The following is a 24237-nucleotide window of genomic DNA, read 5'->3' as shown; positions in this document are numbered from 1 at the left end:
CAGTATATAATCTTTACCAAAGGATGTCAACTTATTCACAGAATATTATTTATTTTCTGTCTTTGTTAACATCATTACTATTGTCAATACTTTAGTTCAGTCACGAATTTTGAAGGTAACACGAGAACTTTTAATTAACTCATATTCGCCATAATGTTTTTTCACATGGTTAATTGCATGAATTTCACAATTGATTGATGCTGAAGTTATAGATGATGTTGACAGGTCAAGTAATGCAAATTTATCTTCTAGTTCCAATAGTTGAAGATAAGTTTCAGTTCCTTCCACATAAAAGATGTCTCCTGCTTCTACTTGTACTGCTGTTGGATATGTGCGCTCGATTTTAATCATTATTAATTCCTCCGACATATGTATATTAGTTAATTACTATATTACTTGTTTAGTATAAATCTTTTTTTAAAAGGTTGTCAACGATTAAATTGACAACCTTTGGATTAATTAAGCAATGATTCCTTTAGTTTTTAGAATGTTTGTATCTACGTCACTTGCTGGCTTGTAGCCTTTCTCCATGTGGTGTACGATAGTTTTTTTATTCGCTGTCCAGCATTGAACAATTCCCCAAATACCTATTGTAATAGGATTTAAGAAGAACCATTTTAATACTTCTCCCCACTGACCACGGAACATTGCAACCCAACCTCCGAAGAAAAATGTTGTCCAAGAGAATCCTACCTTAAGTTCTTTTGCTACGCCTACTTCATTTTTTAATGTAACTTGTGCCATGATTATTTCCTCCGATGATTGATTAATTATTCTACAGGAATTAGTTTTACTGCTCCTGCAGTCTTGATTAAAGTATTTTCTGTTGCAAAAAATACATAGTCTCCTCGACCAATATCGCCATTACCAAGGATAGTATTTACTACTGCTGAGCCACTTGAATCAAATACTTGGAAGTTAGTTCCTCGACCAATATTAGTGACTTTATATCGACCAGTAGGTACATCTTTATCAACAATATATTCACCAGCATTTAATGTAATTGGTGCGCCTTCTTTTTCTTTGATGCCTTTTTCAATCTTTGATAGTTCATCTTGCTTACTCTTTATCTCATCATCTAAAGAAGAAGACTCTGCTCTCTTTTCATCCACTTCTTTATTTGTCTTAGAAATTTTTTCAACTACTTCATCTTTTTGCTCAACCAGTGCCATAGCTTCTTGGACTTCATCTTTTTTATCTTGAAGCTTAGCATCTTCTTTTTTCAAATCTTTTAGCGTTGAATTATATGTATCAACTAGTTCATTATAATCAACCTTAGCGCCTTTAATTTCTGTTTTAACACTATCTACACCAGCGTCATAAGAAACCACACCAGTTAACAATACAGCAATAATACCAACGCCAATTCCGATAACAAGACCTTTTTTCTTTTTTCTCTCTGTCATCATTTTTCTCCCCTTTTCCCATTTACTAATAACCTAGTAATTTACTATACCATGTATTAAGTATACATGGGAAAAAAGAGGGATGTCAACATAAAGTTTCCATCCTTATGCCCATTTACACAAAAATATTTTAGATAATTTCTACTAAACCTTTTAAGTAAATATCTCCAACTTCCAAAGAGGTAAACTTCTTTACAATTCTATCTACATGTACTCCATCAGCAATCATTTTTCTGCTATAGATGCCATCTCTAGTAACAATTGCTTCTTTGTTATCTTTTAAAAGAACAATGTCGCCTACGTGCAATTCCTCGCCTATTCTTGAGCGAGAGACAAATTCTCCAAAATTATCTATTATCTTATCTGAAATTGTTGAATAACCCTGCGCTAAAAGGTTTAATCTAATCTTCATAATATATTCTCCTATCCTAATAAAAGGTTGATTTCATTAATTAAAACAACTCTTCTTCATCTTCATCGATTTTCCATTTTTCAATCATTTCTTGCATTTCTTCTGCATTATCGAATGTAGCGAATTCAGGAAGGTCTCCTTCATGTTCACTCTTAGCTACAATCCAGTTCTCACCACTAGCAATTATTATTTTGTCATCATATGAATCTCTACCAAAGTAACCATTACAGAATCCATAGATTTTAATTCCAACAAATTTATCTTTATAGTTTGGCATTTCATTTCACCCACTCTGCAGGATTATTTCCTTCTTCAACCTTATATAAATGCATTTCATATTCTACTAACTCGTCATGAGTCAATGGTCTTCTATATGCTGTTGCACCAAACTTCCCAACACTCTCATCATGTCTGATAAAATCTTTTGGCTGGCATCCTAGGCTGAAACCACGATGTCTATATGTATACCAGTAAATATTATTTTCACTGCTTCCTAATTCTGTAGAAAGTCTTTCTATAGGAAAGTTCTTTTCAATTAATATTTGAGAAGCTTTAAGGTCATCTAGTACTTCCATCTTAGACTGTAACTCATGAATTTTTTCCATGTGTAGCTTGATGATACCTAGATATAAATAATCTTGCTCATTCTTATCCTTCATTGAATCTACACTTAATTCAATTTCTTTTATACTTTCAACTAATTCTTTTACCACTTCATCCCTTCTATTTTTGTAGCCTTTGCGCATATTGCTGATTGAACCAGTTATTTTTTCATATTGTACATTTGACATTTATTTCAGCCTCCAATATTTATATATTCTATGTAAGAGATAGATTAGACATCGCTCCAATCTATCTCTTCTGTTGATTGCCATGCGTACCACCCTAGTTTATTTTTTGCCTGTATTGGATTATCATATAAACCCTTTACAGCAAGCCAGTTTCCAGTGCAGTAATGATATTTATTTTCTTCGATGTAAGTGTCCTCACGAAAGAAATCAAGCTTCTCATGATCCTTTAACTCATTCTTAACTTGTATTGATAATTCACTTGTGTAGTCATCTTTAAGTTTTTTCTTCAAGAACTCTGACACATCATCTATATTCACGAATTTGTGTTTAGATTTTTTTATCAGGTGTTCATATACGAACTCTACTAAACTAGTTGCTTCTAATATCACGATTTTATTTTTCTCCATTTCTCTTCAGATACCATAATTATAACATCGTCCTTGTACGACATTTTTATTTGGTCTTCAACTGGTATCAAACATTTATAATAATCAGATGTTTCTTTCATAACTTCGAGATTCCAGTTCTCTTTTATTTTCATTTCTTTTTCATTTGTTTTCCTAACCATGAATGTTATCGGCTTATGAAATGCTCCATGCACAGTTCTTAAGAATGTGCTCCAATAAAAACTTTTTCTGATGTATGATACTCCAACTACTTCTTCATAGTCTGCGAACTCAACGCCACCAGCCACGTATACTTGAACTTCTTTTTCCATCTCTTCTAATTCATCTAATATTTTTCCTGCCTCTTCTAACAGTTCAAATAGTTCATCTTTTTTATATTTTTGGTAAACAGTTTTTTTATCGCCAATATTCCATAGAGTGTTTAATATTTCACTTTCTCTTATCTCATCAACTCTTTCAGAATGTTTTTCTGAGAACTCCAATTTGTAAATCAGTTTCCAAATACTATGAACCTTCATCCAAATTTGAGTTTTTATCGTGCTCTTCTTAAACATTAAAACCACTCCATTCCTCAGTTAGTATGTATTACCAATTATATATAAATATTTCTTACTGTCAATACTTTTGCCCTGTTCTATATATTATACTCACCTCAGAACTTTCCAAGGTGAGTAATTTATTTTTACGCTGTTGTAGATTTTTCTTTACTTGATTCTTTTTTCACTTGCTGTGCCTTACCTGTTCCTGCTGGCTTATTAGCTGGTGTTTCTTTTTTCTCGTTAGTTGCTTTTCTTTTATCGTCAACCTTAACCTGTGCTTTAGGCTCTTCTTTTTTAGCCTCTACAGGTTTTTTCTCATCTTTAGATGGTTGAGTATTAACTACAGCTTTTGGCTCTTCTACAGGCTTTGTAGGGCTTGTAGCAACTTTGTTTTTGCTTACATACTTATCAAGATGCTCTTGCATTGATTTTACACGACCAAGTGTTTTTTCTTTCTTAACTGAACCAGCACCACCAAATAATTTATAATCAGTTGGAATAACTGCACCAGCTTGGATATCTTCATCAGATGCTTTAAGAGATTTTTTGAACTCTGTTCTCCAATCTCCAAACTTATACTCTGAAATTTTATTTTCTTTAGCCTTCATTGCAGTTAGAATTGTCATTGGGAAGTGAACCTTCTTCAATAACACAGGTTCTTTTGATTCGAATGAATTATCAATATAATCCATTACATCTACAAGTTTCTTCACGATCGCTTCTTTATTTTCTGCGTCTTCTTTGAATGTTTGTGAGTATTCAAATACATCATTAGATGCAATACTTTTTAATTCGTGGTTTTCATCAATTAACATCATAGTTTGTAACAATGCTGTTTCATGGTCAGCCTTACGCATTTGAAGTGGTGTGAATGAAGCTTTATTTTTAACAAGGTCATGATTAACAAGGTCTTGAATTTTATTTGCCCAATCTCTACCCATCTTAGCTTTTGCTTTTTGTTGTTTAGATAATGGAGTACCATTATTTAAGCGATAGAACATGTCTTCAATTTCTTCATCTGTCGCTTCTTCTATCTTGAATAAATCTAATGTAAAATCTTTAATAGCATCTTGTGCATCCTCGCTCAACTCATCAAAAGTCATACCAGCAAGAATTTCTTTTTTTCCATCTATCATTACAGAAGGAGTTTCTTCGTGTAAGAAGTATTCTCCTGTCATAAAGTCACGAATGTTTGTTAAACGTTGTTTACCATCAAGTACTTGGAAGATTGTTTTCTTGTCCACTTCCTCAGTAATTACATATAGCGCAGGTACTGGAAAATCTGCAACGATTGAGTGAATCAATAAAGATTTTTGTAACTTGTCCCACTGTTCACCAGCACGTTGGATTGGGTAACTAAATTGTACATTTCCAGTTGATTGTTCTTTCATAAATCTTTTTACTGTCCAGTTCATTCTTGATTTTTTCATTTTCGCCAAACTCCTTTAGATTTTAATTTTTTAATCCTTGCTCAGTGATACAGGTATCACACTATCAATGTTACACTACCCTATACATACAGTCAATAATTTATTTTAACGATTTATCAATTTATTTTGAAAATTCCTGTGTAGAACACGCCTTGACGCACTTCAAATCCATCTTTATCAAACTTATTTGCTGTCACTTTATATCTGTATTCACCTTTTTTATTTTTGTACTCAGCCTTGATACTGTGCTGTGTCGCTATCTTTTGCTCAGGTTTGTAGAAGTCATAATCATACCAATCTAAATCAACCCATTTACCATTGATTTTTTTCTGTGGTTGTAACTCTACTCCCATCTCATATTTGTTATCATTTTTTACTTTAATACTTATGCTTAAGTCTTTTTTGAGATAGTGATTTATTTTAGTTGTATTAGCTGAAATGCCAGCTTTTGATGTTGCGAATGCTCCAGTTGTTCCAGTGAATAAAATCCCGATTGTTAGCAGTAAAGTTATTATTTTTTTCATTTTTATCAATTCCTTTATTATTTTTTTGGTTTTTATCGTTCAAATTACGAGCAGTTAACTAATTATTTATTGAAGTCTTTATCTACAAAAGTTCCATCCTCAGCCATGATTAAATCTTTTGTTTGTTTACCATCCTTCATAATTTCTTTCATTACTTTCATATAAGCATCTACACCCATTAATGCAAATCTTACATCGTCAGATACTTCATGATATTCAATGATATCACCTGTATTATCATTGTATGTTACGCTTACGATATCGCCTAATGACATATTTTTTTCTACCTTGAATGTTGCTTGACCTGTGAAGTAATCAGAAACTATTTTTGCTGTTGCCCATCCATCTTTATCGATATTTTGAATCATATAATTATCTGTTGCTACGCTACCCTCTTGTGTTATTTTTTCGCCTTCATCCATTAATGCATCAATGTTGCCTTCAAATTTTTTCTCAACCTTTTCAAGTTCTTTACCAGTTAGTTTATGCTCTTCGATAATATCATCATTATTGTATGTAACTTCTACGATGTCACCTAATTCATATTTATTATCTAATAGATAACCACCATCATGTTTTGGATTAACTGGCTTGGCTTCCAGCATGCCATCTTCATTTAAATACTGAACCATGAATACATCAGTCGTGTAATTTTTTTCTTGCGCCTGTGCTTGTGTAACTCCTCCAGTTAATCCCATTGCTATCATTGCTATTGCTAAAACTTTTTTAATTTTTTTCATTTCAATTCATCTCCAATATTTTTTTATTTTCACTTCACTTAACACATTTATTACTATACTACCTATATAGTAAATAGTCAATAATTAATTATCATAGAATTTATCCATGACTATCTTGTACTGCGTAGAATATTTTTCTTTAAGTTTTTTTACTGCGCTTTCACTAGTTGAATATGTCGTATCGATGTTACCATCTCTATCAAATGCTACTGTTAAGATTCTTCCTTTTACATGGCTCTTCTCAGCCTTTATTTCCATGTCAGGCTTGCCTAAATCTTCAATGAATGTAATATGTGTAGAACCATTTACAGACGTTGTTACAACAGCGTGTAGTACGTCAGGGTAAGTTTTTTCTTGCGCCTCTTTATAATCTCTTCCATCAGATGCAAAAGTTCCAAACGCTTCATAAACTTGAGTTACAACTACTACTGTTAACGCTGTTACCATTAGACCAAACGTAACCTTTACCCATGGTCTCCATCTAATTTTTTTCTTCGCCTTTGCCATTTATACCATCTCCCATACATTTTGTTTAACTACTGACTGCCATCGTCAGACCGCAAGCATCACCAAGCGATGACGCTAGAAAGTTTATTTCTAGCGTTTCGGCAATTCATTTAAATAAACTCTTCTTCTGTCCAGTGTTATGTATCTACCCTTGGACGTTTCTTTTGTTTCTCTGTACATCTTTACATTTTTTATTTTTTCTCCTGTACTTGTCCAAAACTTCCTGATCCATACATAAGAGCCTTCATCCTCTATGAGTGTTGTATAAGCTGGCTCTTCAATCACAAGATATTTATTTTCCTCAGCTAAGTAACTACCAAGTAAAGTTTGTACACGCACTGCTATATTAGATTTAACTATGTAACACTCTCTACCATTTGGAAATATCTTTGTCTCTATGAAATCATCTCTCATTACACATTCATCTATATTAACTGCAGGATATCTTTCACTCATTATTTCTTTAATTCTTTCCATGCGTTGAGCCTTCATCATTCTGTTTAATTCTAAAGCTTCTTCCCAAGTTCTATTTACTGCCATTTGTAACATCTCCTATATAATTTATTTTTTCGTGATTAACAATCAAGTGTAGAATGTTGTACATATACGATTCTTTCTTTGAATTCATATATCTTGGCTGGACTTGAAAACCATAATCCAGTTGGTGAATAATCATAATAGTTACTATCACCTTGCACATTTAAGTTAGCGTGTATACCTTCCATGACACCTTTTTTATTTTCGAATATTATTACTGTTGTAGAATTTTCTCCATGCTCATCTGCAAAGTGAAATTTGTTTATAAAGTGCTTAGGATATCTTCTTTTTATTCTGCTTGGAAATTCTCTCTTGTAAGCTTGCTTTATTTTCTTTTTAAACTCTTTAACCTCCTCACGATTATTCTTATCTAATTTTTCACCTAATGCTTCCGAAATAAATTTAACCATTGAATTAGTATTGATTATTTTTTGTTTAAACATTTAAAACATCTCCCATATAATTTATTTTTTAGCCTTCAATAATTTCATCTTCACATGTTGTGCATGTCTCAAGGATTTCATATCCTTGGACATACCTTGTATTTACATCTTCTTGCTCATTTCCACAAAACGTGCATCTAGCCATTTTTAACAACTCCCTTATTATTTTCTCTCGCCTCTTCACATGATTTACATGTACATGGTCTTATAGTTCTTATTACTTTCATTAATTCTACTTGCGTGTATTCATGCGCTGTGTGGCATTCCATAGCTTCAAAGAAGTAGCCTTCTTTAGTATAAGCCCACCAACCATCAGAATCTTTATAAACCTCATCTAATACAGCTTGATATTTTTTAGGTATGAAATTTAAGTTCATCATAGCACCTCCATTAATTCATGCATTGCCATGTCTATTATATTTTTTCGCTTCTGTATTATTGCTTTACGCTTTATTTCTAGTTCGTGTATAGCTAACACTATTGAACCTTGAATCTCTATTATTTCAAGTGCTGTTATCCATTCAATAATATTTATTTCTGCCACTGTCATATACTTTAAATCTTTCATTTCTACTGTCATTTCTACGTTGTTAAAAATCATTTTGCTCACGCTCCTAATTTTTTTGTAATTTTATTTAATGCTGTTGCTGGTGTTTTAAATGTTCCACACTCTTCGAAAATATCGTTACGATTATCAAAGAATTCTACGTTGTAAGGTTTTTCATCTTCGTAATATGTAATACAGCAATAGAGGGAATTTATTTCTTCCTGCGTCTTGTATACAGCCATAGAGAAGTAACCCTTCTCAAGTATTTCTCCATTCATTAATAACCCTTTATCTTGAATCTTTTTTATCACTGCTTCATATTGCTTCTTTGTTTTTGCATCTGCTTTCTTAGCCATTATTGAACGCCTCCCTTGCTTGCTAATACTATTGAATACTCTTTGAATTTATTTTCTGCGGTCTCTTCATCATCTAATTTATAAGACAGTGTAAACATTCCCACGCCTCCAATGTTTCCCCATACTGTAAGGCAATTGCCTCTGCCTATCATCATGCAACCTTCGTTCTTACTAAGCTTTACAAATCCTTTTGAATTTCTTTCCTCTTTAATTACTGTTGTAGTTCCTGACATTTAAAACACTCTCCTATATAGTTTATTTTTTATTTGTAAAATACTTTTCTATCTTTTAAGATAACTATTTCAGCACCAAATAATTTTGCGCCTGTCTCTTTATCTGTGAAACAATCTTGTTTAAATGGATTGTAATAAGCTTCACGCATGCCAGCGCCAATGCTTAGTTCTTGTAAAAAATCTGTCTCGCCTACAAATTCACCTTTAACGAATGCATGAATATTTTTTTGTCGCTCTTTTAAAACTCTCTCACGCCCAGCCTTACGAACTACAAACGATACATCTTTAAGTATTACGCCATTGCAATGTGATATTACTAAGGTTTTTCTTTTTCCCTCTTCAGTTACATTGCTTTGCAAGCTAAATACATGGTGATGTAAATTCCAAAATGCAGATACCTTTTGACCTTCTTTGACTGTTCTACCTTTATAACTTGTTATCATTTATTTTCTCCACCTTCATAATTTATTTGAATAAATCTACTGTAAAGCTACACGAAACCATTTTTATAATTATCTTTTTCTGCTCTTCAGTTGGCATGTAGTCAGGATGAATCATTATTTTTTCTTTTTCAGGAATAACCATCAGCAAGCCTTTTGTGTGCATGATATCGTTCCAAAATTTATCACCATCATATCTATCGAATTCGCTAAACAATTCCATTTCACGATGTTCAACAGACCTAATACCACAGTCAAAACCACCGTCAACCAGTGTGCCATCTTGTAAGATGTAAATACTTTCGCTGTAATAGTGTCCTACGCTCAAGCCTTCTTCTTCTAACATTTCTTTAGTAATTGTAGTTGTCATTTTTTCTCCGCCTTCAATTTTATTTTTCTTGTCAATACTTTTGTTTAAGCTACCAAGATTAATGAATCTCGATAGCTACGTTAGTTTCTGCAAGGTAACATACTTTACATTGACCACAGTCTTTTTCTTTTTCAGTGCCTTTGAAAGCTTCTGAAGAAGGACAAGCAAAGTAATTTTTTTCTTCCATCGTTCCTTTATCTACTGCTGTGAACACGCTCATGCCTAGTTCATCAGTCATTTTAATGAATTTTTCTTTTGTGTCGTCCCAAATTGATGACTTAAATGTGATGTTAACATTTTCTTTTCCCACGTTTTTGTAAAGTGTTTTTACGAATGGTAAAGATTTTGTGTAAGCCATGAAAACAATTTTTTTATTGCCTTTGAAGTGTTTAGCAATTTCATGCCATTTTAATAGATATTCATAAGAGTAGAAGTCACCAGCTTCATGTATACGATAGAATATTGTTTTGCCTTGATTCTTTTTACGAGCCAATTCAAATTCTATTTGGTCAATCATAGTGTTTACGAAGCGTTCAGACTTAGAGAACTCTAGGTTTGAAATTCTACGAGCGTTAACAGTTGGATACATGCGCTCAGCTTTCAGAGCGTAACAAGCTTTCTCACACATTTCAGTGCGGAATGGACATGATATAACAGATGTTATATTCCATTGATAGAATGCAACTACTTTATTATCTTGTAACTTCTTATTACCTTCACTTAAACCCATTTTAACTTGACTCATTTTGATTTTAGTTTTATATAATTTCTCGAATTTTTGCTTCATGTTTTCGTTATCGAATTTTAGTTCGTCAACGTGGAATTTGTAGATATCAGAGCCAGCCAAGATGTAAACGTTTGGAAGTTCAACACGCTCAACGATACCTACTATAGTTAAATTCTTCATTTCAACAGTTACTTGTACATTTTTCATTATAAATCTCTCCAATTCATTGTTTAGTATTTAGTGATTAATTCCAATATCTACTCTAGTTAGATGCTCGAATTAAGCACCAAATGGTACTTAATTTCTTGCCAGTGCTACAAGCTTAAAGCTTGCACAGTTAGTGGCTTTCAAGGTTTCTGCATGGTGTAGTAATTCTGTTCACTCCATAGAACTCGTGTCCCATAGTTGCCCAGTTACCTGTCGCACTTTACGTGGCAGTTTCACATCAGTCAAACCTGTACTCGCTGGAGGCATTTTACACTCCTGAGCACTGCATTCTAGAGAGCCTTCTCTCATCGTAGAACCAGTGAGCCAAGATATTTCGCAACATCCTTTTATAGTTGAGGCTTGTTCAACTTGTTAACCCTATGGAATTTTCGTGGTACAAAACTAATTTGTTACTATATTACCTGTTGAGTAACTACCGCAAAAAAATATGTAGCGTATCGGTCAAATGTGCTTGTGAGCGTCTTTACTGGATACAGTTGGTAATTACTGCCAGCGTACCGTGTTGCTTGGTACTCTTTCAGTATATCTAAGCCATTTCGACTTGTCAATACTTTTGTTTGAAGAAATTTTCAACGGACTAACAACCGTGAAGCGAGTTCATGCTCACCCGATTCTCCTATACTCACCATATGCCACTTTACTTGCTGGTCAGTCGTACAGGCTCAAGGATTTGTTCTTGCATGATACTTAGGAAGTTAGCGAGAAGGAAATTCCTTCCAAGTCCCTGTCTTGCTGTGTGGGACTCTTTTAGATTAAACGATGTTCAGCAGTTTGTCAATACTTTTGTTAAAGTTTGTTTTCCAGCAATCCCTCACACACATATATGATAGAGAGTCGATGTTCAATCGCTCGTGTGTATCATGTGTTATATTGTTCTTGTTCGTTTGTTGCTGTGTCTCGTTTGCCTGAGATAAATGTATAATGTATTTGAAAAATGTACAACCTCAAAACGCTAATTTTGAGAACAAATTTTGAAGCTAGTTTTCAGGCTGGATTTTCACGTAACACGCATACACGTAATTTAGTAGTAGAAACACGATCAAATTTCTCCATTCGAAGAGCCTTCACGCTTAGAGCCACAAGGGATTTCAGCGATTCGATAAGAATATCAAAAAATAGTTAAAAAAAGGCGTAAAAACCCTGTGGACAACTACTAAAATTCAACGACTCGATAAAAATAAATTAAAAAAAATTTGGAGGTAAAAAAAGTAGCTTGAAGCCTTGGGGCTGTAGGTTGAACAAAAGTATTGATATTGTCAAGTAAATCAAGAATTTTAAAAAAATTTTAAAAAGCTGTTTTGGAGGGTGTGGATAAGTACTTTCTCCCCTACTCTACCAAGGGATTCAAGAATCGAAAAAAAGTGTTAAAAAAATGAGTGTCGAAAAATGGCGAAAAATAAAGTTGAAAAAGTGTGTTCACAATTAGAAAGTGGGCTGAGCCTTAGAGCGCCAAGGATGAAAGCGTAATTTTCAATTGTCAGACTATTCAATTAATGTTCACAATTAGACACCCTAAAAACTACCATATTCTAGGAGATGAATTATAGATTCACATACTATGTAAGTGCTTACAATGAGCATGGTTAAAGGGTTTATGGAGTGATTAAATAAAGATTGTGAAAAATGGCGTTATGTAAACTAGAAAAAGAATAGAGAAAATAAAAATTGGATTCTTTGAAAGCGCTTTCTTTATTGATTTAATGGGATTGTAAACGTTTTCATATTCCTTTTCTGTATAAAGTCTTTCTATATGGGCTTATATACCCTCCCTATATAGGGCGTTATACAAGGGTACTATGCAGGGTATTGAAAAGCCTTATGGGAGTAGGCTTGATAGGGTGTACAAGTGGGTACTAGGTAGCTTAATAGAAGGGTGCTAAGATACCCTATGAAGGCTTGCTATATAAGGCTTTACTATACCCTTAATGGGTATGCGTATAATAGCACTATATCTAAAAATATAAAATCCATAATCTGTATGGTACTGGTAATATATGGTAGTAGTACTAGATAGATAGTAGTGTGCATACACGATAGTGTATATACATACATGCATATAGTACATAGTATATAGTATACATACATAGTGTTAAGCATTGATGTATCAATGATGATGAGTGATTGATGATGGTTAATGAGTAAGCATTGATGATGCATAAAGGACAAGAGACAAGAGACCAAGAGAAGACACATGACTAATGATGAATGAATGCTGTTATATCAACGTTTTATTAGATTCTAAAGATTCTTGTATAACCTTTGTTGAGCATGCATAGACTATGCATAAAGAGTGAGTGGTGATGAATGAGTGATACATAGTGATAAATAAGTGTTGACTTATTCGTGAGTTTGTGGTATTTACGTGTGCATGTGTATGCGTGGGTGTATTGGAGAAAGTGAAGAGTGAATAAGATAGTACATAAAGTGTGGTGATGAATAAAGGTGTATAGTGACTTGAAGTGTTGGTATCGTAGGGTTTAACTAGGTTTGCAGCAGACTAGAATAAGTGAATGATTGGTGAATATGCATGCATAGTGGTGAATAAGCACCTGCACACACGCCATATTGTTTGATATACCGACAAGCCTTGTAGCTGTAAAGCTGGTGACTGTTTGTCAGCCACAAAAACAAAGCCTCGTGAGTATGCATGCATACATGCACGTATGCGAGAATATACATGCTCATACAATTGTCAGACTATTCTGTAATGGGTGGGTACGTGCCTGTTTTGCGCTGGTGTCGTGCTGGCTCGTGTGGGTGTCGGACTAATGCATATTATCACGACAGGCATAGGGGCGTATTTCCCACAAAAACACTGTCTGAATTTTCAGAAAAGTACCTATGTACCCTCACAACCACACCACGAGATTTCCGATTCCTTGCCATTCGATCCATCTTTATCTGACGAATCTCCTATTTTTCCTTATCGACAGGCTTATCGAAACCTCACAGCAAAATCCTATCCTATTCCCTCCTATATGGGGGTCTATTTGACACACAAATTGGGGGTCTAGGATAGACGATCGCCATGTGTAATAAGGCTTTGGGTAACAAAAATGTCCATGCCTCAATGAATCACCCATTGTACCAGCAAAGCCCTATTAAATCCAATATCACCATTACATAGCTAATTTATACCCTTTTAAGCCTTAAAACAGCCATTTTTCACGTTTTTGGGCTTTTTTCGGCTTTTTTGAGCAAATTTAAGGCTTTTTTGCCCTTTTTTAGCCTATTTTCACCTATTTTTCACGTTTTTTTGCCTTTTTTGAGCAAATTTGAAACGTCTTATTCACGAAAATAGCCCTTTTCGGCATTAAAACAGGCTATTTCACCCTTCTTATCGAGGAAAATAGCCCATTTTTACATTAAGAGAGTCTAATTCACCCTCTTATTTACTCATTTTTCGCCCTGATTCTTCTTTAAAATTCTACCTAATGTCTCAACTCTAGCATCTAATTCCTTCGTTAGAGCCTTGAATTCTCTAAATTCTTTCACTGTCATATTATCAATATCTCTAACATCGATGCTTTGTAAGTAAACAGTTGCCTCTTCAATTAATTGCTGTGGAGTTTTAGTTGTCATAATTATCCCATCCCCTTTTTCTTTTTGATCCTTTTCATTGTTAACTCGTCTACTTCAATCTCGTTGTATGTAAATTCATATCCATTCTCTTCTAGTATAGCCTGTAATTGCCCAAAAGTCATTCCATTCTCTAGCAACATATTACAAAAACCCTTTAAAGCCATCTGTCCAATATCTCTCTCAGTATCCCCTTTAGTAAACCAATCCTGTTTTAACTGAGCAAGTAGAATACTGGCAGACATTACTTCCATATCATTCATCATATGAATCTCTCCTCTCAACACTATTACTAGAATAGACAAAAAGCCAAGGGCATAAACCCTTAGCTTAGTCTTCTAGCTTTATATTCTTCTCTACTCTCTCACGAATATTGAAGTATAGATTATCCATGTCTGTTCTATCAACCTTTTCATTTGTCTCCTTAAGCATTTCATCCATCTCATCGCTAATCATCATTCTAATTGTATCCCATTCTTCTCTCTTCATGTTATCACCATCTTCCAGCAGTACAGTTATTATACATTGCGTTCGCTTGGATCGCCATCATCTCTTCTCGTTCTTCAGGAGTTATGCAATCAGAACAAATACCTTCGTACTTCTTCTTAGCTGTCTCAGCACCACTCATAGTCTTAACCATTGTGAATACCTCTTTGTTACATCTTGGACAATTAACCTTCTTTATATTGCTCATGATAATAAATCCCCTTCCCTACCTATACTGAACCCTAATAGAAATAAATCCTTACCATACTTCTCTTTCAGTTCTTGCATCTTGAAATTAACCATCATGACATCTGTTGCATCTATATCTTCTATGTATATTTCTCTGTCAAAGGTATGAGTGAACTCTTCTGTGAATTCACCCATACTACCTATCAACTCTAACTCGTAGAAAACCTTAATCTCTTCTCTCATGCTTCCTCCTAGAGATTCATAAACTGGTCAATGAAGTTTTCTGCTTGCTCATTCTTTTCAAATTTACTATCTACTAAGTTCTCCTTAATCTCTTCCTTAGCAACAGCAATCTCTTCTGTCTGAGCCACTCTAGCTATTCCATGTTTATCAGCGCATATAAGGTATGTTATATATGCGCTTAGGTTTCCACCAAAATACATGTCAGCTTGTTCAAAAGCATAATCGAAAACATCTTCTCTAAACGATACTGATTTCTTAATCGATGTCTTAGCCAAATTTCTGCACTCCCACGTTATAAAATGCTTCTGCGTTAGATAGTACTTCATTACACTTGATTCCATTGTTCTCAGGAAGATAGTCTTTGAATCTTAAAGAACCTCCGCCCATGTATGTTACTTTGTGCATAATGCGATATGGGAAGTCTGTTGTAATCTTCAGCATGATCGCATCCATATGTGATTGGAAGTGTTTCTTGAAATTGAACTCCTGTTGTTTCTGAGCGATCGTTACAAACCCTTCTTCAATGAATCGTTCAACATCTTGGTCATCTACTTCTACATTAAACTGAGCATTGATTGCTCCACGTACACGAGCGTAGAACTTAAGCATTCCAAGTTGGTAGCTTTCGAACTTAACAATTCTTCCACCTTCATATTGAGAAACATCTACTGTTAATCCACCAATATCAATTACTAGATTAGTCTTCCCTGCTTCAAACTCTTTTGGATTTGTAAGTGCTAGTCCTGCAGATTGTGGAAATACAATACAATCCTTGATATGGATGTTTCTCTCTTTACCCTTGTACCCTACTGTAATCTTCTTGTTCAATAAGAATTCTCTTAGCTTGTCCTTTTGTGCTGGATACCAAGCGATTGGTAATCCTGTTACTAGATTAACAGTAATATCCTCAACGTCAGGATCATTCTTACAAGCCATTCTTAAGATTGATGTTAATAGTAATGGTTCGAATACAGGGTCTTCTATTTTATCTTCATTTACAGTCATCATACCTCGTTCGCCAATTGTAAGCTTATCTCCAAGATATTCAATTACAGTTGAACTCACGTTGATATCAATTGCTCCATCTCTTACAGTACTTCGGAAAGTATCTTTATCTTCTTTTCCTGAACCAAATACACCCTTCGTATGTGAGTAACCAACATCAATTCCCATAATGTACTCTTTCGCCAAGCTTCCTTTCGCTTTAGCTGTTCTCTTTGATTTTGTTTGTGTCATAATAATCTCCTCCTATTAATCTCTCTATGCTACCCAATCCTACCAAGTAGTACTCTATGCTACTGTTTAGTAACTCTTCCTTATGTTACCTATATTACCAGTAATACTGAGTAGTGTCAAGTGCTACTGGGTAGCATTTTACTAGTTTTTAAGAACTTTTTATAAATATGTTCATGTAGGATATATTCTACATATACGGCATATTCACCTTTATTAATGTAGGGTATCCGTCTTATTAGCCTATATTAAGCCTATATTCATGTAGGGTAGGGTTAAATATAGCTATATTAATGAAGGTGTTAATGTAGGGTATGTCGTATTAATAGGTTAATGAGCCATAACTTCATGTAAGGCACATGATATAAAGCCTATATGTCTATACCATTTAATGTAGCTAAGTATGTACATATAGGTGAAAACATGGTTTAATAGAGGTATATTATGGTTTGATAGGGGAGGTATACCAATGCCTGAAGTAGAATTTTTGACAATGGGATTGGCATCAGAACACTTAGATGTTCCAGCACCGACATTAAGGTTGTGGACAGAACAATTAGAAGAGAACGAAGTACACTATGTAGTTAGAAATGACAAAGGCGAGAGATTATACTACGACAATGACCTAGAGATTTTCAAGTACATTAGAGACATGAAGAAAGAACATGGTAGAAAGACAACTACCAAGGACTTAGCTTACACGATATACAGGAAGGCTATGGAGGATGGAGAGTTTCAAATAAGGAAGCTTGAGGATGCTCCAAGACCTGAGCCAACTAACACACATCTAGACTTGCTTAATCAGAAGGATATCAAGCAGTTACTAGAGAGCGATAGAATTAGACAATTTGTACAAGTTATAATGGAAGAAACAACTAAGAATGTTCGTGATGAAATAGTAAAAGAATTCGCCAGTGCAAAAGAAGAGTTGGCTGTTGCGAGTGCAGAAATCGATAGGAAGCTTGAAGCCCTAGACAAAAAGCTAGAGGAAAGAGAAAAGCAGAATAGAGAATTCATGCAACAAACAATGAGAGAGATGAAAGCACAAAAACAAAAAGAGGAGAGTCAGCCTAAAGGATTCTTCGCTAAAATATTTGGACATTAAAAAAGAGTGGGGGAGTAATCCCCACTCAAAATCTATTTACTACAATTGGAGTTCCTTCTACAGTAATGTAGATATAATGGATTCCATCCTCAAGGGAAGTCTCCATTGGCTTCGTAAACCACTCATACTTCCTCGTTAAGATTAATCGATCATCGTTAACTTCAACTTCAGTTAGGTAGCGATACTTACACACCTTATTAGTATAGTCAGGCGTGACCAATACTTTCTTCTGATTAAATAATGTACCCACCATTACAAATTCACTTTTTCTCACTTTGCTCATCCTCATCATTTGTTAGTCCTAAAGCTTCCATCCAGCTACCTTTAAATTCAAAATCACTCATAGAGAGAGCAATGTCAGGCTCTTCATATTCATTAATTACGTCTCTAAGACATTCAGTATCTTCCAATACCTCATTAATAGCCTCAATCATAATTGCTCGTTTCTTTCTCATCTTTTTCTCAAACCATGCGTCAGGGTCTAAGGCTTCAGAAATATGAAATAAAGCCCATTGCATTTCCTCATAACGTTCTTCTAACAATTCACGATCCATATCTTTTGCTCTCATAATTTACTCCTGTCAATACTTTTGTTTTATTTTAATCGAATTCTAACAGGCTCAATTAATCCATCGCTATCTACGAAGATAACAGCCTGAGAAGGGGCAGAGCCAACACCTAATTTTTCTGAGTAATCATCAGAACCCTTAGTACTTCCAACTCGAATTTCAAATCTATCTAGTCCAACTTCTAACACCATCCAGTGATGGAAGTGACCATATACAATTGCATCATAATGAATCTTATCTCTAGAGCCATGGTCAGCAATCTTCTTCTTATCATCTTTCTTCTCTAAGTCTCCATGAACAAACTTAAAGTTTCTACCATTTACATTCACAAGCTTAGCATGGTAGGGGTGCGTATCGACATACATAAGGTTCTCGATGTTTGCAGTTTCAATAAATACCTTAACAATCTCATTTACAACAACCATTCCAGTATCTCCTGAGATGTTTGCATTCTTATCCTTATTCATGCGATCATGGTTTCCTGCCAGCCCACGATATGTGGTGAAGAAGTTTCTAGATAACTGATACAATGCTTGGATTATTAAACGCCCACCTAAAGTCATCTGAGTCGTCACAGGGAATTCAGCATCATACGCCTGTGCTTCACGCATGTAGGCATGCTCAAGAATATCTCCCATGTAAACAACATCTACTCGATACACTCTGCGTTCTCGTGCCATTCTAATAGCTTCTTGAATTGTTTGGTCAATTCTACGTTTGGCGATTTCATAGTTATACTTATTATCTTCAACGTCAACCATACTTCCGATATGCCAATCTGTGAGACATACAATCATGCGTGATTTACTATGCTTAAAGATAGGTTCAAATGTGTGGTTTAGAACTTCATCCCACTTAACGTTGCTCAGTACATTGTGTACAGCCTGACGCATTTCTTCTATAAATAATGTACCATCAACAATCTCACGTTTACCTTTGTTGATTTGTCGTAGATACTTCTGAGCCTCACGCTTATGGAAGATAGACTCTCCAACAAGTTCCTTATATGAATCAAGCTTACTTGTAACAACTTTATCTGCAAATGTATCAGAAGAGGGTAGTTCACCAATAGAACGCTGGTATCTAATGATTAGCTGGCGGTAACTCTCATTAACATCACTATCATCAAAGCCTTCCTTAATCATCATCTTGCGGTGTTTAGCCCAAGAGCAACGATAGCTATTACTGTCTTTTTGCAACAAAACCTTGAGGTCTACAGCTTTTCTAAGATGCTGTTCACTAACCTCTATTAATTCACCTTTACGATTTGTATATGTGTACATAATGTTTTAAATTTAAACTCCTTTATTTTAGTTTTGTATTAAAGTCACTTACAGTCTGTTTAATCTTTCCTGCCAATTCCATAGCGTCATCAACTCTCAAATTATCTTCAAGCATCGTCCAAGCCTCAATTTGTTTGATGTACCATTCAAGTCTTGCGAAGTCAGCCTTTTGAATAAGGGCGTTGATAAGTTCAGAATTTGAACAGTCTCTAATCTTGCCAAGATTGAAAGGGGTGATAGGGATGATATACTCGACATCATCTTCATCAGGCTTTGAAATAACAAAGAGGGTAAATGTCTTGTTATGCTGAGCCTCACGGATCGCCTTGACAAGCTGTGCAAATGCTTTGTTTATATCCTCAAGTCCATTCTTGAATTCTAAGTTAATTAGATATCCTCCAGTTTCAGCAACTGCATCGATATCTGTGAATCGCTTTTTACCTCCAAGTAGACCTCTGTATTTCGCAAGGTCTCTTGCTCCTCTAAAGAAGTTCTCAAAGTCTTGGATTTGCGTCAGGTTATCGATATGAAAGTCCTGTCGTTTATTTAAGTTCGTGTCCAAGATAATGCAGTGCATATGACCATCCTTTGGAAAGATAGGGGAGGTAGATACTACGTTTCCGTTATCGTCCTTAATTTCAACTGTATATCCCATTCGATGATTCTCCTTGTTAATACTTTTGTTTAAGGCTACGAAAACTAGTTTCTTCTATTATATAGAACCAGTGTATCATAGCCTCATTTTTATATCAATACTTTTGCTTAGTCAGTTAATTTGTAGGATAGAAGTGATTCGCTTCAGTAGCGCCTCTAAACAATTCCTTCTTCATATCATCAGTAACTTTCTTGCCTAATAGTTCTTGGATGAACAATCCTTCTTTTTGGATTTCGAAATCAGAATCGTAGAAGTACCAAGAAACAAATAGCTTCTTACGTGGACGAGAGCATGCAACGTAGAATAATCTGCGTTCCTCTTCAATGTCGTTATTCATTGTATGAGGCATAAGGTCTTCATTACAATTGATAACAAATACATTGTCCCATTCTAGTCCTTTACTTGAATGCATCGTTACAACCTGTACAGCATCTTTACCTTTGGACTTAGCTTGCTTGTCTTTGATAGTTCCAACGTGTGCAAGGAATGCTTTGATAGTAGGGAACTTACTAGCCATCTCACACAGTTTCTCAACAGACTCAAGCTTCTCAGTAATTTGTGATGCACTTGTAGTTGTTTCATTAATATAGTGTAAGTAGCGAGTGTTCTTAACCACGTTGCGAAGGAAGCGACCAGCGTTTACACCTGACTCCACTTGATATTTAAGGTCTGCGATGATTGCAATAAGAGGGTCAATGTTTCGCTTGTATTTCCACTCATTCATATGAGGTGTAATTCTGATTGCTCTTACTAAAGGAATGTCACGATCAGAAGCGAATGTCTCTAACTCTTGTACAAAAGCTTTACTTAAATATCTGTTAGGTGTGTTATAGATTCTGCGGAAACTAGCATCGTCATTTTCATCAACTGAAAGTCGAGCATAACTTAAGATGTCTAGGATTTCCTTGCGGTCAAAGAATGACATTGCTTTAGATACATCGTAAGGAATATCCAACTCAGAGAAGGTATCTTCAATTGGTGCTGTCATTGCATTTGTTCTAACTAGGATTGCAATCTCAGAAAGGGGAGAGCCTTGTTCTTGAAGTTCTAACACCTTATTAGCAATTCTGTTAATTTGACCATATTCATCGTTGTATAAAGTGAACTGGACTTTATCTCCTTCTTCAGCAACACTTTCAGATGGTTTGTACTGCTTGTACTTTTCGATAGGGGAGTTTGCAATAACCTCATTCGAAAGCTTTACAATGTTCTGTGTGCTTCGGAAGTTCTTGTTTAACTCAATCAATTTAGTATTAGGGAACTCATCTTTAAAGTTAAGGATATTCTCAACTCGTGCGTTGATGAACTTGTAGATAGACTGTCTGAAGTCACCAACAACAAATACATTCTCCATGTTAATCATCTTGATAATTCCCAAAACTACAAGTGAAGTATCTTGGAACTCATCAATCATTACATATCGATACTGTTCTTGCAATCGTGTTCTGAAGGCTTCATCAGTCTTTAACTTTTCATACATCATAAGTAACATGTCATCAAAGTCGATTTGTTTAGAAAGAGCCTTTTGTTCCTCATACTTCACATAAGCTTCTTGTAGTGCGCTTCGTGAAACCATATCTACGTAATCAGTATCTTCGTTGATAATCACATCGTCTGTCGGCTTAACAAAGTTAGACTTTTGATAAGAGATGAAAGAAGCTAACTCACCAGCTTTACATCCTAGGTTTAAACCATTTGGATTCTTCTTGCTGTCGTGCTCTTTACACATATCGTTGTATAAGCCAAACTTCCACCAATCAGGCATAATCTTTAGCTTAGCAAAGCTAGGGTCTAATGCCTTTAACAGTCGATAAAAGATAGAGTGGGTAGTTCCCATTGCAATCTTGTTTGTATTGTCTTTACCAATCATCTTCGCTAAACGCTTCTTCATTTCCTCAGAAGCTTTCTTAGTGAAAGTGATCGCTAGAATATTATAAGGATTAATGTTCTTTTCTTGTACCATGTATGCGATGCGTGTAGTAAAAGCACTTGTCTTACCTGAGCCAGCACTGGCAATGCAAGACACATTCCCTTCAACTGTTTTCACTGCATCTAATTGTTCTTGAGTTAATTTCATAATCAAATTGCCTCCTATTTTCCCTCGTTGAATTCAATACTAAAGCAAAAGTATTGACATGTCAACTAGATTTATCCGAGAAAATAGAAAGTTTTTAAAAAATGTGTATTATTTCCTTACGCATGTGCATATTAGTTAGGGAAGGGGAGTGGACGTTTCGCTGACAAGCTTCCGTTCATTAACCTATCACCTTCCCAAAAGGCTCAGATTCCAGTATGAGCGACTCTTTAGTTTTTTAATGTATTCATTCAATGACGTAAATTAAGTTTCACAGCTAGGCTCGTGAGAGACGAGAGGGGTATGTTTGCATCCATACCTTCTCTCAATCCTCCAGCCAGTTATAGAACGGTATCGTTTGTTTAAATTCGTGTGTGGATAACTGTTTCTCTATTTGCGCCTTAGTACGTCTTGTTTTTTCCTCTTTGAGCGCAGACTTAGCCTCTTCTTTGATTCTACGTTTTTCTAGGTCATCAATCTTGTTCGTTAGAGATGTAACTAAATAGTCTCGGAACTTACCTTCGCCAATCTTACCTTGGTTATACTTGTCCATTACTTTCCGAAGTACAGACTTAAAGCTTCGGTCTGTTAGTTCGTCCTTAGAAGCCTCTCGTAAACAATTAATAATTTCATTCAACTCTTCTTCGTTATGTACAGCCGAACTCTCAGTTCGCTTATCATCATCTATATCTTGTTTATTATCTTTATGTAGTACTTCTTTCGTTGGTTCTTCTTTCGTTAGTTCTTCTTGATTACCTCTTGATTTTGAGGTCTTCATTTTGAGGTCTGGAAAATCAAGTCCCCAAATCTCCGAATGCTCCGAACGTGCTGTATCAAGGATTTCAGCCTTTTCTTTCGGAGTAAACGGAAGTAGCCGAACGTAATATTCGTACTCCCATACTTTCCCGACACGATACTTGAACTCAATGATATATCCAGCTTTTACCAATTCTTCCCAAGCATTTCTAACTGATGTTTCTTTGTTTTTTGCATACCTTTTATATAGTTCAGTTTTATGTAGTTCCCAACTCTCAGAGTAGGACATGATATTAACAAGTAGTCCAACTGCCTGTAATGAAAGTTCATCTTCACAGTGTTGTGCTGTTTCATTTGGTACTCTTACATAACTCTCTTCTAATTGAATGCGTTTAATTAATGCCATAATAAAAAATCCTCCCAATGTCGAGAAAAGGCAGGATTAAATACACATATAAGTGTTGATTTTTTAAAATGACTGTGCTAAAATAAAATCAAATAGCAAGACAAAATAAGAAAATCCTCACATTATATGTGGGTTTTAATCCAAGCGCTCTATTCCTAAGTGGTCGCCAAACTCCTAGGGAATGGAGCGTTGCTCATTTTCCGAATGTTTTAGTGACTCCATTCTATCATATATACATAAATGTTGACAAGTACAAATAAAAGCCGACAGGATTCGTCCTATCGGCTTTTACTATTTTGCAAAGGTATGATTACCAATTACAACGGTCACTGTTCTCGTTTTGATCCATTCAGATGTTGCTGTTTTCGGGTTATAAAAGAATAGACTTCCCGATCCCTGTCCACGGAAATCAATGGCTTCATCTACAGCTTTCTTAGCACTAGCTGTGGCTGGTTGTTTAATAGTACCGTTCTGTACAGGGGAGAATGCATAATACTTACCATTTTCATAAGTTTCATTAATTACTCCACTGATAGTATTCGGAAAGCCAGCGCTGGCAACTCGGTTCAATACCACGGTCGCTACAGCCACCTGTCCTGCGTATGGCTCGCCTTTCGCCTCTGCCGATACTAATCTAGCAAGTAGGTCTTTATCACTCACAGACACGCCTGTAGAGGCTGTAGTAGTGCTTGTAGGGATGATTAAATTCTGTCCAACTTGTAAACTATTATCCCATTTGTTATTAGCCTTCCTAAGAGCATCTAAGCTAACTCCTTGTGATTGACTAACCTTCCATAGTGTATCACCTGATTTCACCGTGTAGGCGAATGCATCATTTGCAATTAATAGCGAGAACATCAATGCCATAATCGCTACATAAAACTTTAGCTTCATACTTCGAGTTCCTTCTCTCTGCATTTATTTTCAGTTGTCTGTCGCAACTACAATATTAAGAGTATCATATAGTAGTAGGGGATAATAGTAGTAATTATTGTCAATACTTTTGTTTTGTGTGGATATCC

36 protein-coding genes are annotated in these 24237 nt (G+C 35.2%); 1 reads left to right on the top strand and 35 read right to left on the bottom strand.

Annotated elements, in window-relative coordinates; genetic code table 11:
• Positions 1 to 96: 96 nt before the first annotated feature.
• The 28 genes from AC4NPH_RS25700 to AC4NPH_RS25565 all read right to left on the bottom strand — a co-directional run bounded on the left by AC4NPH_RS25700 (position 97) and on the right by AC4NPH_RS25565 (position 16370).
• Positions 97 to 351: a hypothetical protein gene (locus tag AC4NPH_RS25700; RefSeq protein ID WP_491939198.1), complete on the bottom strand. Its 255-nt coding sequence runs from the start codon at positions 349 to 351 to the stop codon at positions 97 to 99.
• A gap of 108 nt (positions 352 to 459) precedes the next feature.
• Entirely contained in the window at positions 460 to 744 is a 285-nt protein-coding gene (locus AC4NPH_RS25695) for a hypothetical protein (protein WP_491939197.1), read from the bottom strand.
• 26 nt (positions 745 to 770) lie between these two features.
• Positions 771 to 1409: a hypothetical protein gene (locus tag AC4NPH_RS25690; protein ID WP_491939196.1), complete on the bottom strand. Its 639-nt coding sequence runs from the start codon at positions 1407 to 1409 to the stop codon at positions 771 to 773.
• 127 nt (positions 1410 to 1536) lie between these two features.
• A complete protein-coding gene (locus tag AC4NPH_RS25685) occupies positions 1537 to 1818 on the bottom strand; it encodes a hypothetical protein (protein ID WP_491939195.1) in 282 nt (93 codons plus the stop codon).
• A gap of 40 nt (positions 1819 to 1858) precedes the next feature.
• Positions 1859 to 2095, bottom strand: coding sequence for a hypothetical protein (locus AC4NPH_RS25680; RefSeq protein WP_491939194.1), 237 nt, complete (start codon positions 2093 to 2095; stop codon positions 1859 to 1861).
• Position 2096: 1 nt separating this feature from the next.
• Positions 2097 to 2609: a defense against restriction DarA-related protein gene (locus tag AC4NPH_RS25675; RefSeq protein ID WP_491939193.1), complete on the bottom strand. Its 513-nt coding sequence runs from the start codon at positions 2607 to 2609 to the stop codon at positions 2097 to 2099.
• 44 nt (positions 2610 to 2653) lie between these two features.
• Positions 2654 to 2998, bottom strand: a complete 345-nt coding sequence (locus AC4NPH_RS25670) for a hypothetical protein (protein ID WP_491939192.1) — start codon at positions 2996 to 2998, stop codon at positions 2654 to 2656.
• Positions 2995 to 3570 (bottom strand): hypothetical protein, encoded by a 576-nt coding sequence (locus AC4NPH_RS25665; protein WP_491939191.1) that lies wholly within the window; start codon positions 3568 to 3570, stop codon positions 2995 to 2997. Before AC4NPH_RS25665 ends, AC4NPH_RS25670 begins: the two co-directional genes overlap by 4 nt.
• Positions 3571 to 3698: 128 nt before the next feature.
• A complete protein-coding gene (locus AC4NPH_RS25660) occupies positions 3699 to 4985 on the bottom strand; it encodes a DUF262 domain-containing protein (RefSeq protein WP_491939190.1) in 1287 nt (428 codons plus the stop codon).
• Between the two features lie 116 nt (positions 4986 to 5101).
• Positions 5102 to 5509: a structural protein gene (locus tag AC4NPH_RS25655; protein ID WP_491939188.1), complete on the bottom strand. Its 408-nt coding sequence runs from the start codon at positions 5507 to 5509 to the stop codon at positions 5102 to 5104.
• Positions 5510 to 5571: 62 nt separating this feature from the next.
• Positions 5572 to 6249, bottom strand: a complete 678-nt coding sequence (locus tag AC4NPH_RS25650) for a hypothetical protein (protein ID WP_491939187.1) — start codon at positions 6247 to 6249, stop codon at positions 5572 to 5574.
• Between the two features lie 84 nt (positions 6250 to 6333).
• Positions 6334 to 6756, bottom strand: coding sequence for a hypothetical protein (locus tag AC4NPH_RS25645; RefSeq protein ID WP_491939186.1), 423 nt, complete (start codon positions 6754 to 6756; stop codon positions 6334 to 6336).
• 90 nt (positions 6757 to 6846) lie between these two features.
• Positions 6847 to 7296 carry a hypothetical protein gene (locus AC4NPH_RS25640; protein ID WP_491939185.1) on the bottom strand — a complete coding sequence of 150 codons (450 nt, stop codon included), beginning with the start codon at positions 7294 to 7296 and terminating at the stop codon, positions 6847 to 6849.
• A gap of 35 nt (positions 7297 to 7331) precedes the next feature.
• Positions 7332 to 7736: a hypothetical protein gene (locus AC4NPH_RS25635; RefSeq protein WP_491939183.1), complete on the bottom strand. Its 405-nt coding sequence runs from the start codon at positions 7734 to 7736 to the stop codon at positions 7332 to 7334.
• Between the two features lie 137 nt (positions 7737 to 7873).
• Positions 7874 to 8116 carry a hypothetical protein gene (locus AC4NPH_RS25630; RefSeq protein WP_491939181.1) on the bottom strand — a complete coding sequence of 81 codons (243 nt, stop codon included), beginning with the start codon at positions 8114 to 8116 and terminating at the stop codon, positions 7874 to 7876.
• Complete coding sequence (locus AC4NPH_RS25625) at positions 8113 to 8337, bottom strand: hypothetical protein (RefSeq protein ID WP_491939180.1); 225 nt, start codon at positions 8335 to 8337, stop codon at positions 8113 to 8115. Before AC4NPH_RS25625 ends, AC4NPH_RS25630 begins: the two co-directional genes overlap by 4 nt.
• A gap of 5 nt (positions 8338 to 8342) precedes the next feature.
• Positions 8343 to 8639 (bottom strand): hypothetical protein, encoded by a 297-nt coding sequence (locus AC4NPH_RS25620; protein WP_491939179.1) that lies wholly within the window; start codon positions 8637 to 8639, stop codon positions 8343 to 8345.
• Complete coding sequence (locus tag AC4NPH_RS25615; RefSeq protein ID WP_491939178.1) at positions 8639 to 8872, bottom strand: hypothetical protein; 234 nt, start codon at positions 8870 to 8872, stop codon at positions 8639 to 8641. The genes AC4NPH_RS25620 and AC4NPH_RS25615 overlap by 1 nt, the downstream gene beginning before the upstream one ends.
• Before the next feature lie 29 nt (positions 8873 to 8901).
• The gene (locus tag AC4NPH_RS25610) at positions 8902 to 9315 is read right to left on the bottom strand and encodes a hypothetical protein (RefSeq protein WP_491939177.1); all 414 of its coding nucleotides are present in this window, start codon (positions 9313 to 9315) and stop codon (positions 8902 to 8904) included.
• 22 nt (positions 9316 to 9337) lie between these two features.
• On the bottom strand, positions 9338 to 9682 hold the full coding sequence (locus AC4NPH_RS25605) for a hypothetical protein (RefSeq protein ID WP_491939176.1): 345 nt from the start codon (positions 9680 to 9682) through the stop codon (positions 9338 to 9340).
• Between the two features lie 58 nt (positions 9683 to 9740).
• Positions 9741 to 10616, bottom strand: coding sequence for a GP88 family protein (locus AC4NPH_RS25600; RefSeq protein ID WP_491939174.1), 876 nt, complete (start codon positions 10614 to 10616; stop codon positions 9741 to 9743).
• Between the two features lie 3417 nt (positions 10617 to 14033).
• Entirely contained in the window at positions 14034 to 14219 is a 186-nt protein-coding gene (locus tag AC4NPH_RS25595) for a hypothetical protein (RefSeq protein WP_491939173.1), read from the bottom strand.
• A 2-nt stretch (positions 14220 to 14221) separates the two neighbouring features.
• Positions 14222 to 14482, bottom strand: a complete 261-nt coding sequence (locus tag AC4NPH_RS25590; RefSeq protein ID WP_491939172.1) for a hypothetical protein — start codon at positions 14480 to 14482, stop codon at positions 14222 to 14224.
• A 64-nt stretch (positions 14483 to 14546) separates the two neighbouring features.
• On the bottom strand, positions 14547 to 14705 hold the full coding sequence (locus tag AC4NPH_RS25585; RefSeq protein WP_491939171.1) for a hypothetical protein: 159 nt from the start codon (positions 14703 to 14705) through the stop codon (positions 14547 to 14549).
• Between the two features lie 4 nt (positions 14706 to 14709).
• Entirely contained in the window at positions 14710 to 14910 is a 201-nt protein-coding gene (locus AC4NPH_RS25580; protein WP_491939170.1) for a DUF2688 domain-containing protein, read from the bottom strand.
• A complete protein-coding gene (locus AC4NPH_RS25575; RefSeq protein ID WP_491939168.1) occupies positions 14907 to 15134 on the bottom strand; it encodes a hypothetical protein in 228 nt (75 codons plus the stop codon). The genes AC4NPH_RS25580 and AC4NPH_RS25575 overlap by 4 nt, the downstream gene beginning before the upstream one ends.
• An 8-nt stretch (positions 15135 to 15142) precedes the next feature.
• A complete protein-coding gene (locus AC4NPH_RS25570) occupies positions 15143 to 15409 on the bottom strand; it encodes a hypothetical protein (protein ID WP_491939167.1) in 267 nt (88 codons plus the stop codon).
• The gene (locus tag AC4NPH_RS25565) at positions 15402 to 16370 is read right to left on the bottom strand and encodes a ParM/StbA family protein (RefSeq protein ID WP_491939166.1); all 969 of its coding nucleotides are present in this window, start codon (positions 16368 to 16370) and stop codon (positions 15402 to 15404) included. The genes AC4NPH_RS25570 and AC4NPH_RS25565 overlap by 8 nt, the downstream gene beginning before the upstream one ends.
• A gap of 466 nt (positions 16371 to 16836) precedes the next feature.
• Here AC4NPH_RS25565 and AC4NPH_RS25560 point away from each other — a divergent pair, with 466 nt between their 5' ends.
• Positions 16837 to 17472: a MerR family transcriptional regulator gene (locus AC4NPH_RS25560; RefSeq protein ID WP_491939165.1), complete on the top strand. Its 636-nt coding sequence runs from the start codon at positions 16837 to 16839 to the stop codon at positions 17470 to 17472.
• Positions 17473 to 17497: 25 nt separating this feature from the next.
• Here the strand turns inward: AC4NPH_RS25560 and AC4NPH_RS25555 are convergent, their stop codons facing one another.
• The 7 genes from AC4NPH_RS25555 to AC4NPH_RS25525 all read right to left on the bottom strand — a co-directional run bounded on the left by AC4NPH_RS25555 (position 17498) and on the right by AC4NPH_RS25525 (position 24109).
• A complete protein-coding gene (locus tag AC4NPH_RS25555) occupies positions 17498 to 17746 on the bottom strand; it encodes a hypothetical protein (RefSeq protein ID WP_491939164.1) in 249 nt (82 codons plus the stop codon).
• Complete coding sequence (locus AC4NPH_RS25550) at positions 17733 to 18041, bottom strand: hypothetical protein (protein ID WP_491939162.1); 309 nt, start codon at positions 18039 to 18041, stop codon at positions 17733 to 17735. Before AC4NPH_RS25550 ends, AC4NPH_RS25555 begins: the two co-directional genes overlap by 14 nt.
• A gap of 26 nt (positions 18042 to 18067) precedes the next feature.
• A complete protein-coding gene (locus AC4NPH_RS25545; RefSeq protein WP_491939160.1) occupies positions 18068 to 19324 on the bottom strand; it encodes a hypothetical protein in 1257 nt (418 codons plus the stop codon).
• 22 nt (positions 19325 to 19346) lie between these two features.
• A complete protein-coding gene (locus AC4NPH_RS25540) occupies positions 19347 to 19979 on the bottom strand; it encodes a hypothetical protein (RefSeq protein ID WP_491939159.1) in 633 nt (210 codons plus the stop codon).
• Between the two features lie 115 nt (positions 19980 to 20094).
• Entirely contained in the window at positions 20095 to 22056 is a 1962-nt protein-coding gene (locus tag AC4NPH_RS25535) for an ATP-dependent helicase (protein WP_491939158.1), read from the bottom strand.
• Positions 22057 to 22378: 322 nt separating this feature from the next.
• A complete protein-coding gene (locus tag AC4NPH_RS25530) occupies positions 22379 to 23215 on the bottom strand; it encodes a hypothetical protein (RefSeq protein WP_491939157.1) in 837 nt (278 codons plus the stop codon).
• Positions 23216 to 23506: 291 nt separating this feature from the next.
• Positions 23507 to 24109, bottom strand: a complete 603-nt coding sequence (locus AC4NPH_RS25525) for a cell wall hydrolase (protein WP_491939156.1) — start codon at positions 24107 to 24109, stop codon at positions 23507 to 23509.
• Positions 24110 to 24237 lie beyond the last annotated feature (128 nt).

The organism is Priestia sp. MDV22-iso46, from assembly GCF_058629175.1.
The sequence above is the reverse complement of the archived record's forward strand: the minus strand, read 5'-3'. Positions and strand labels throughout refer to the sequence as shown.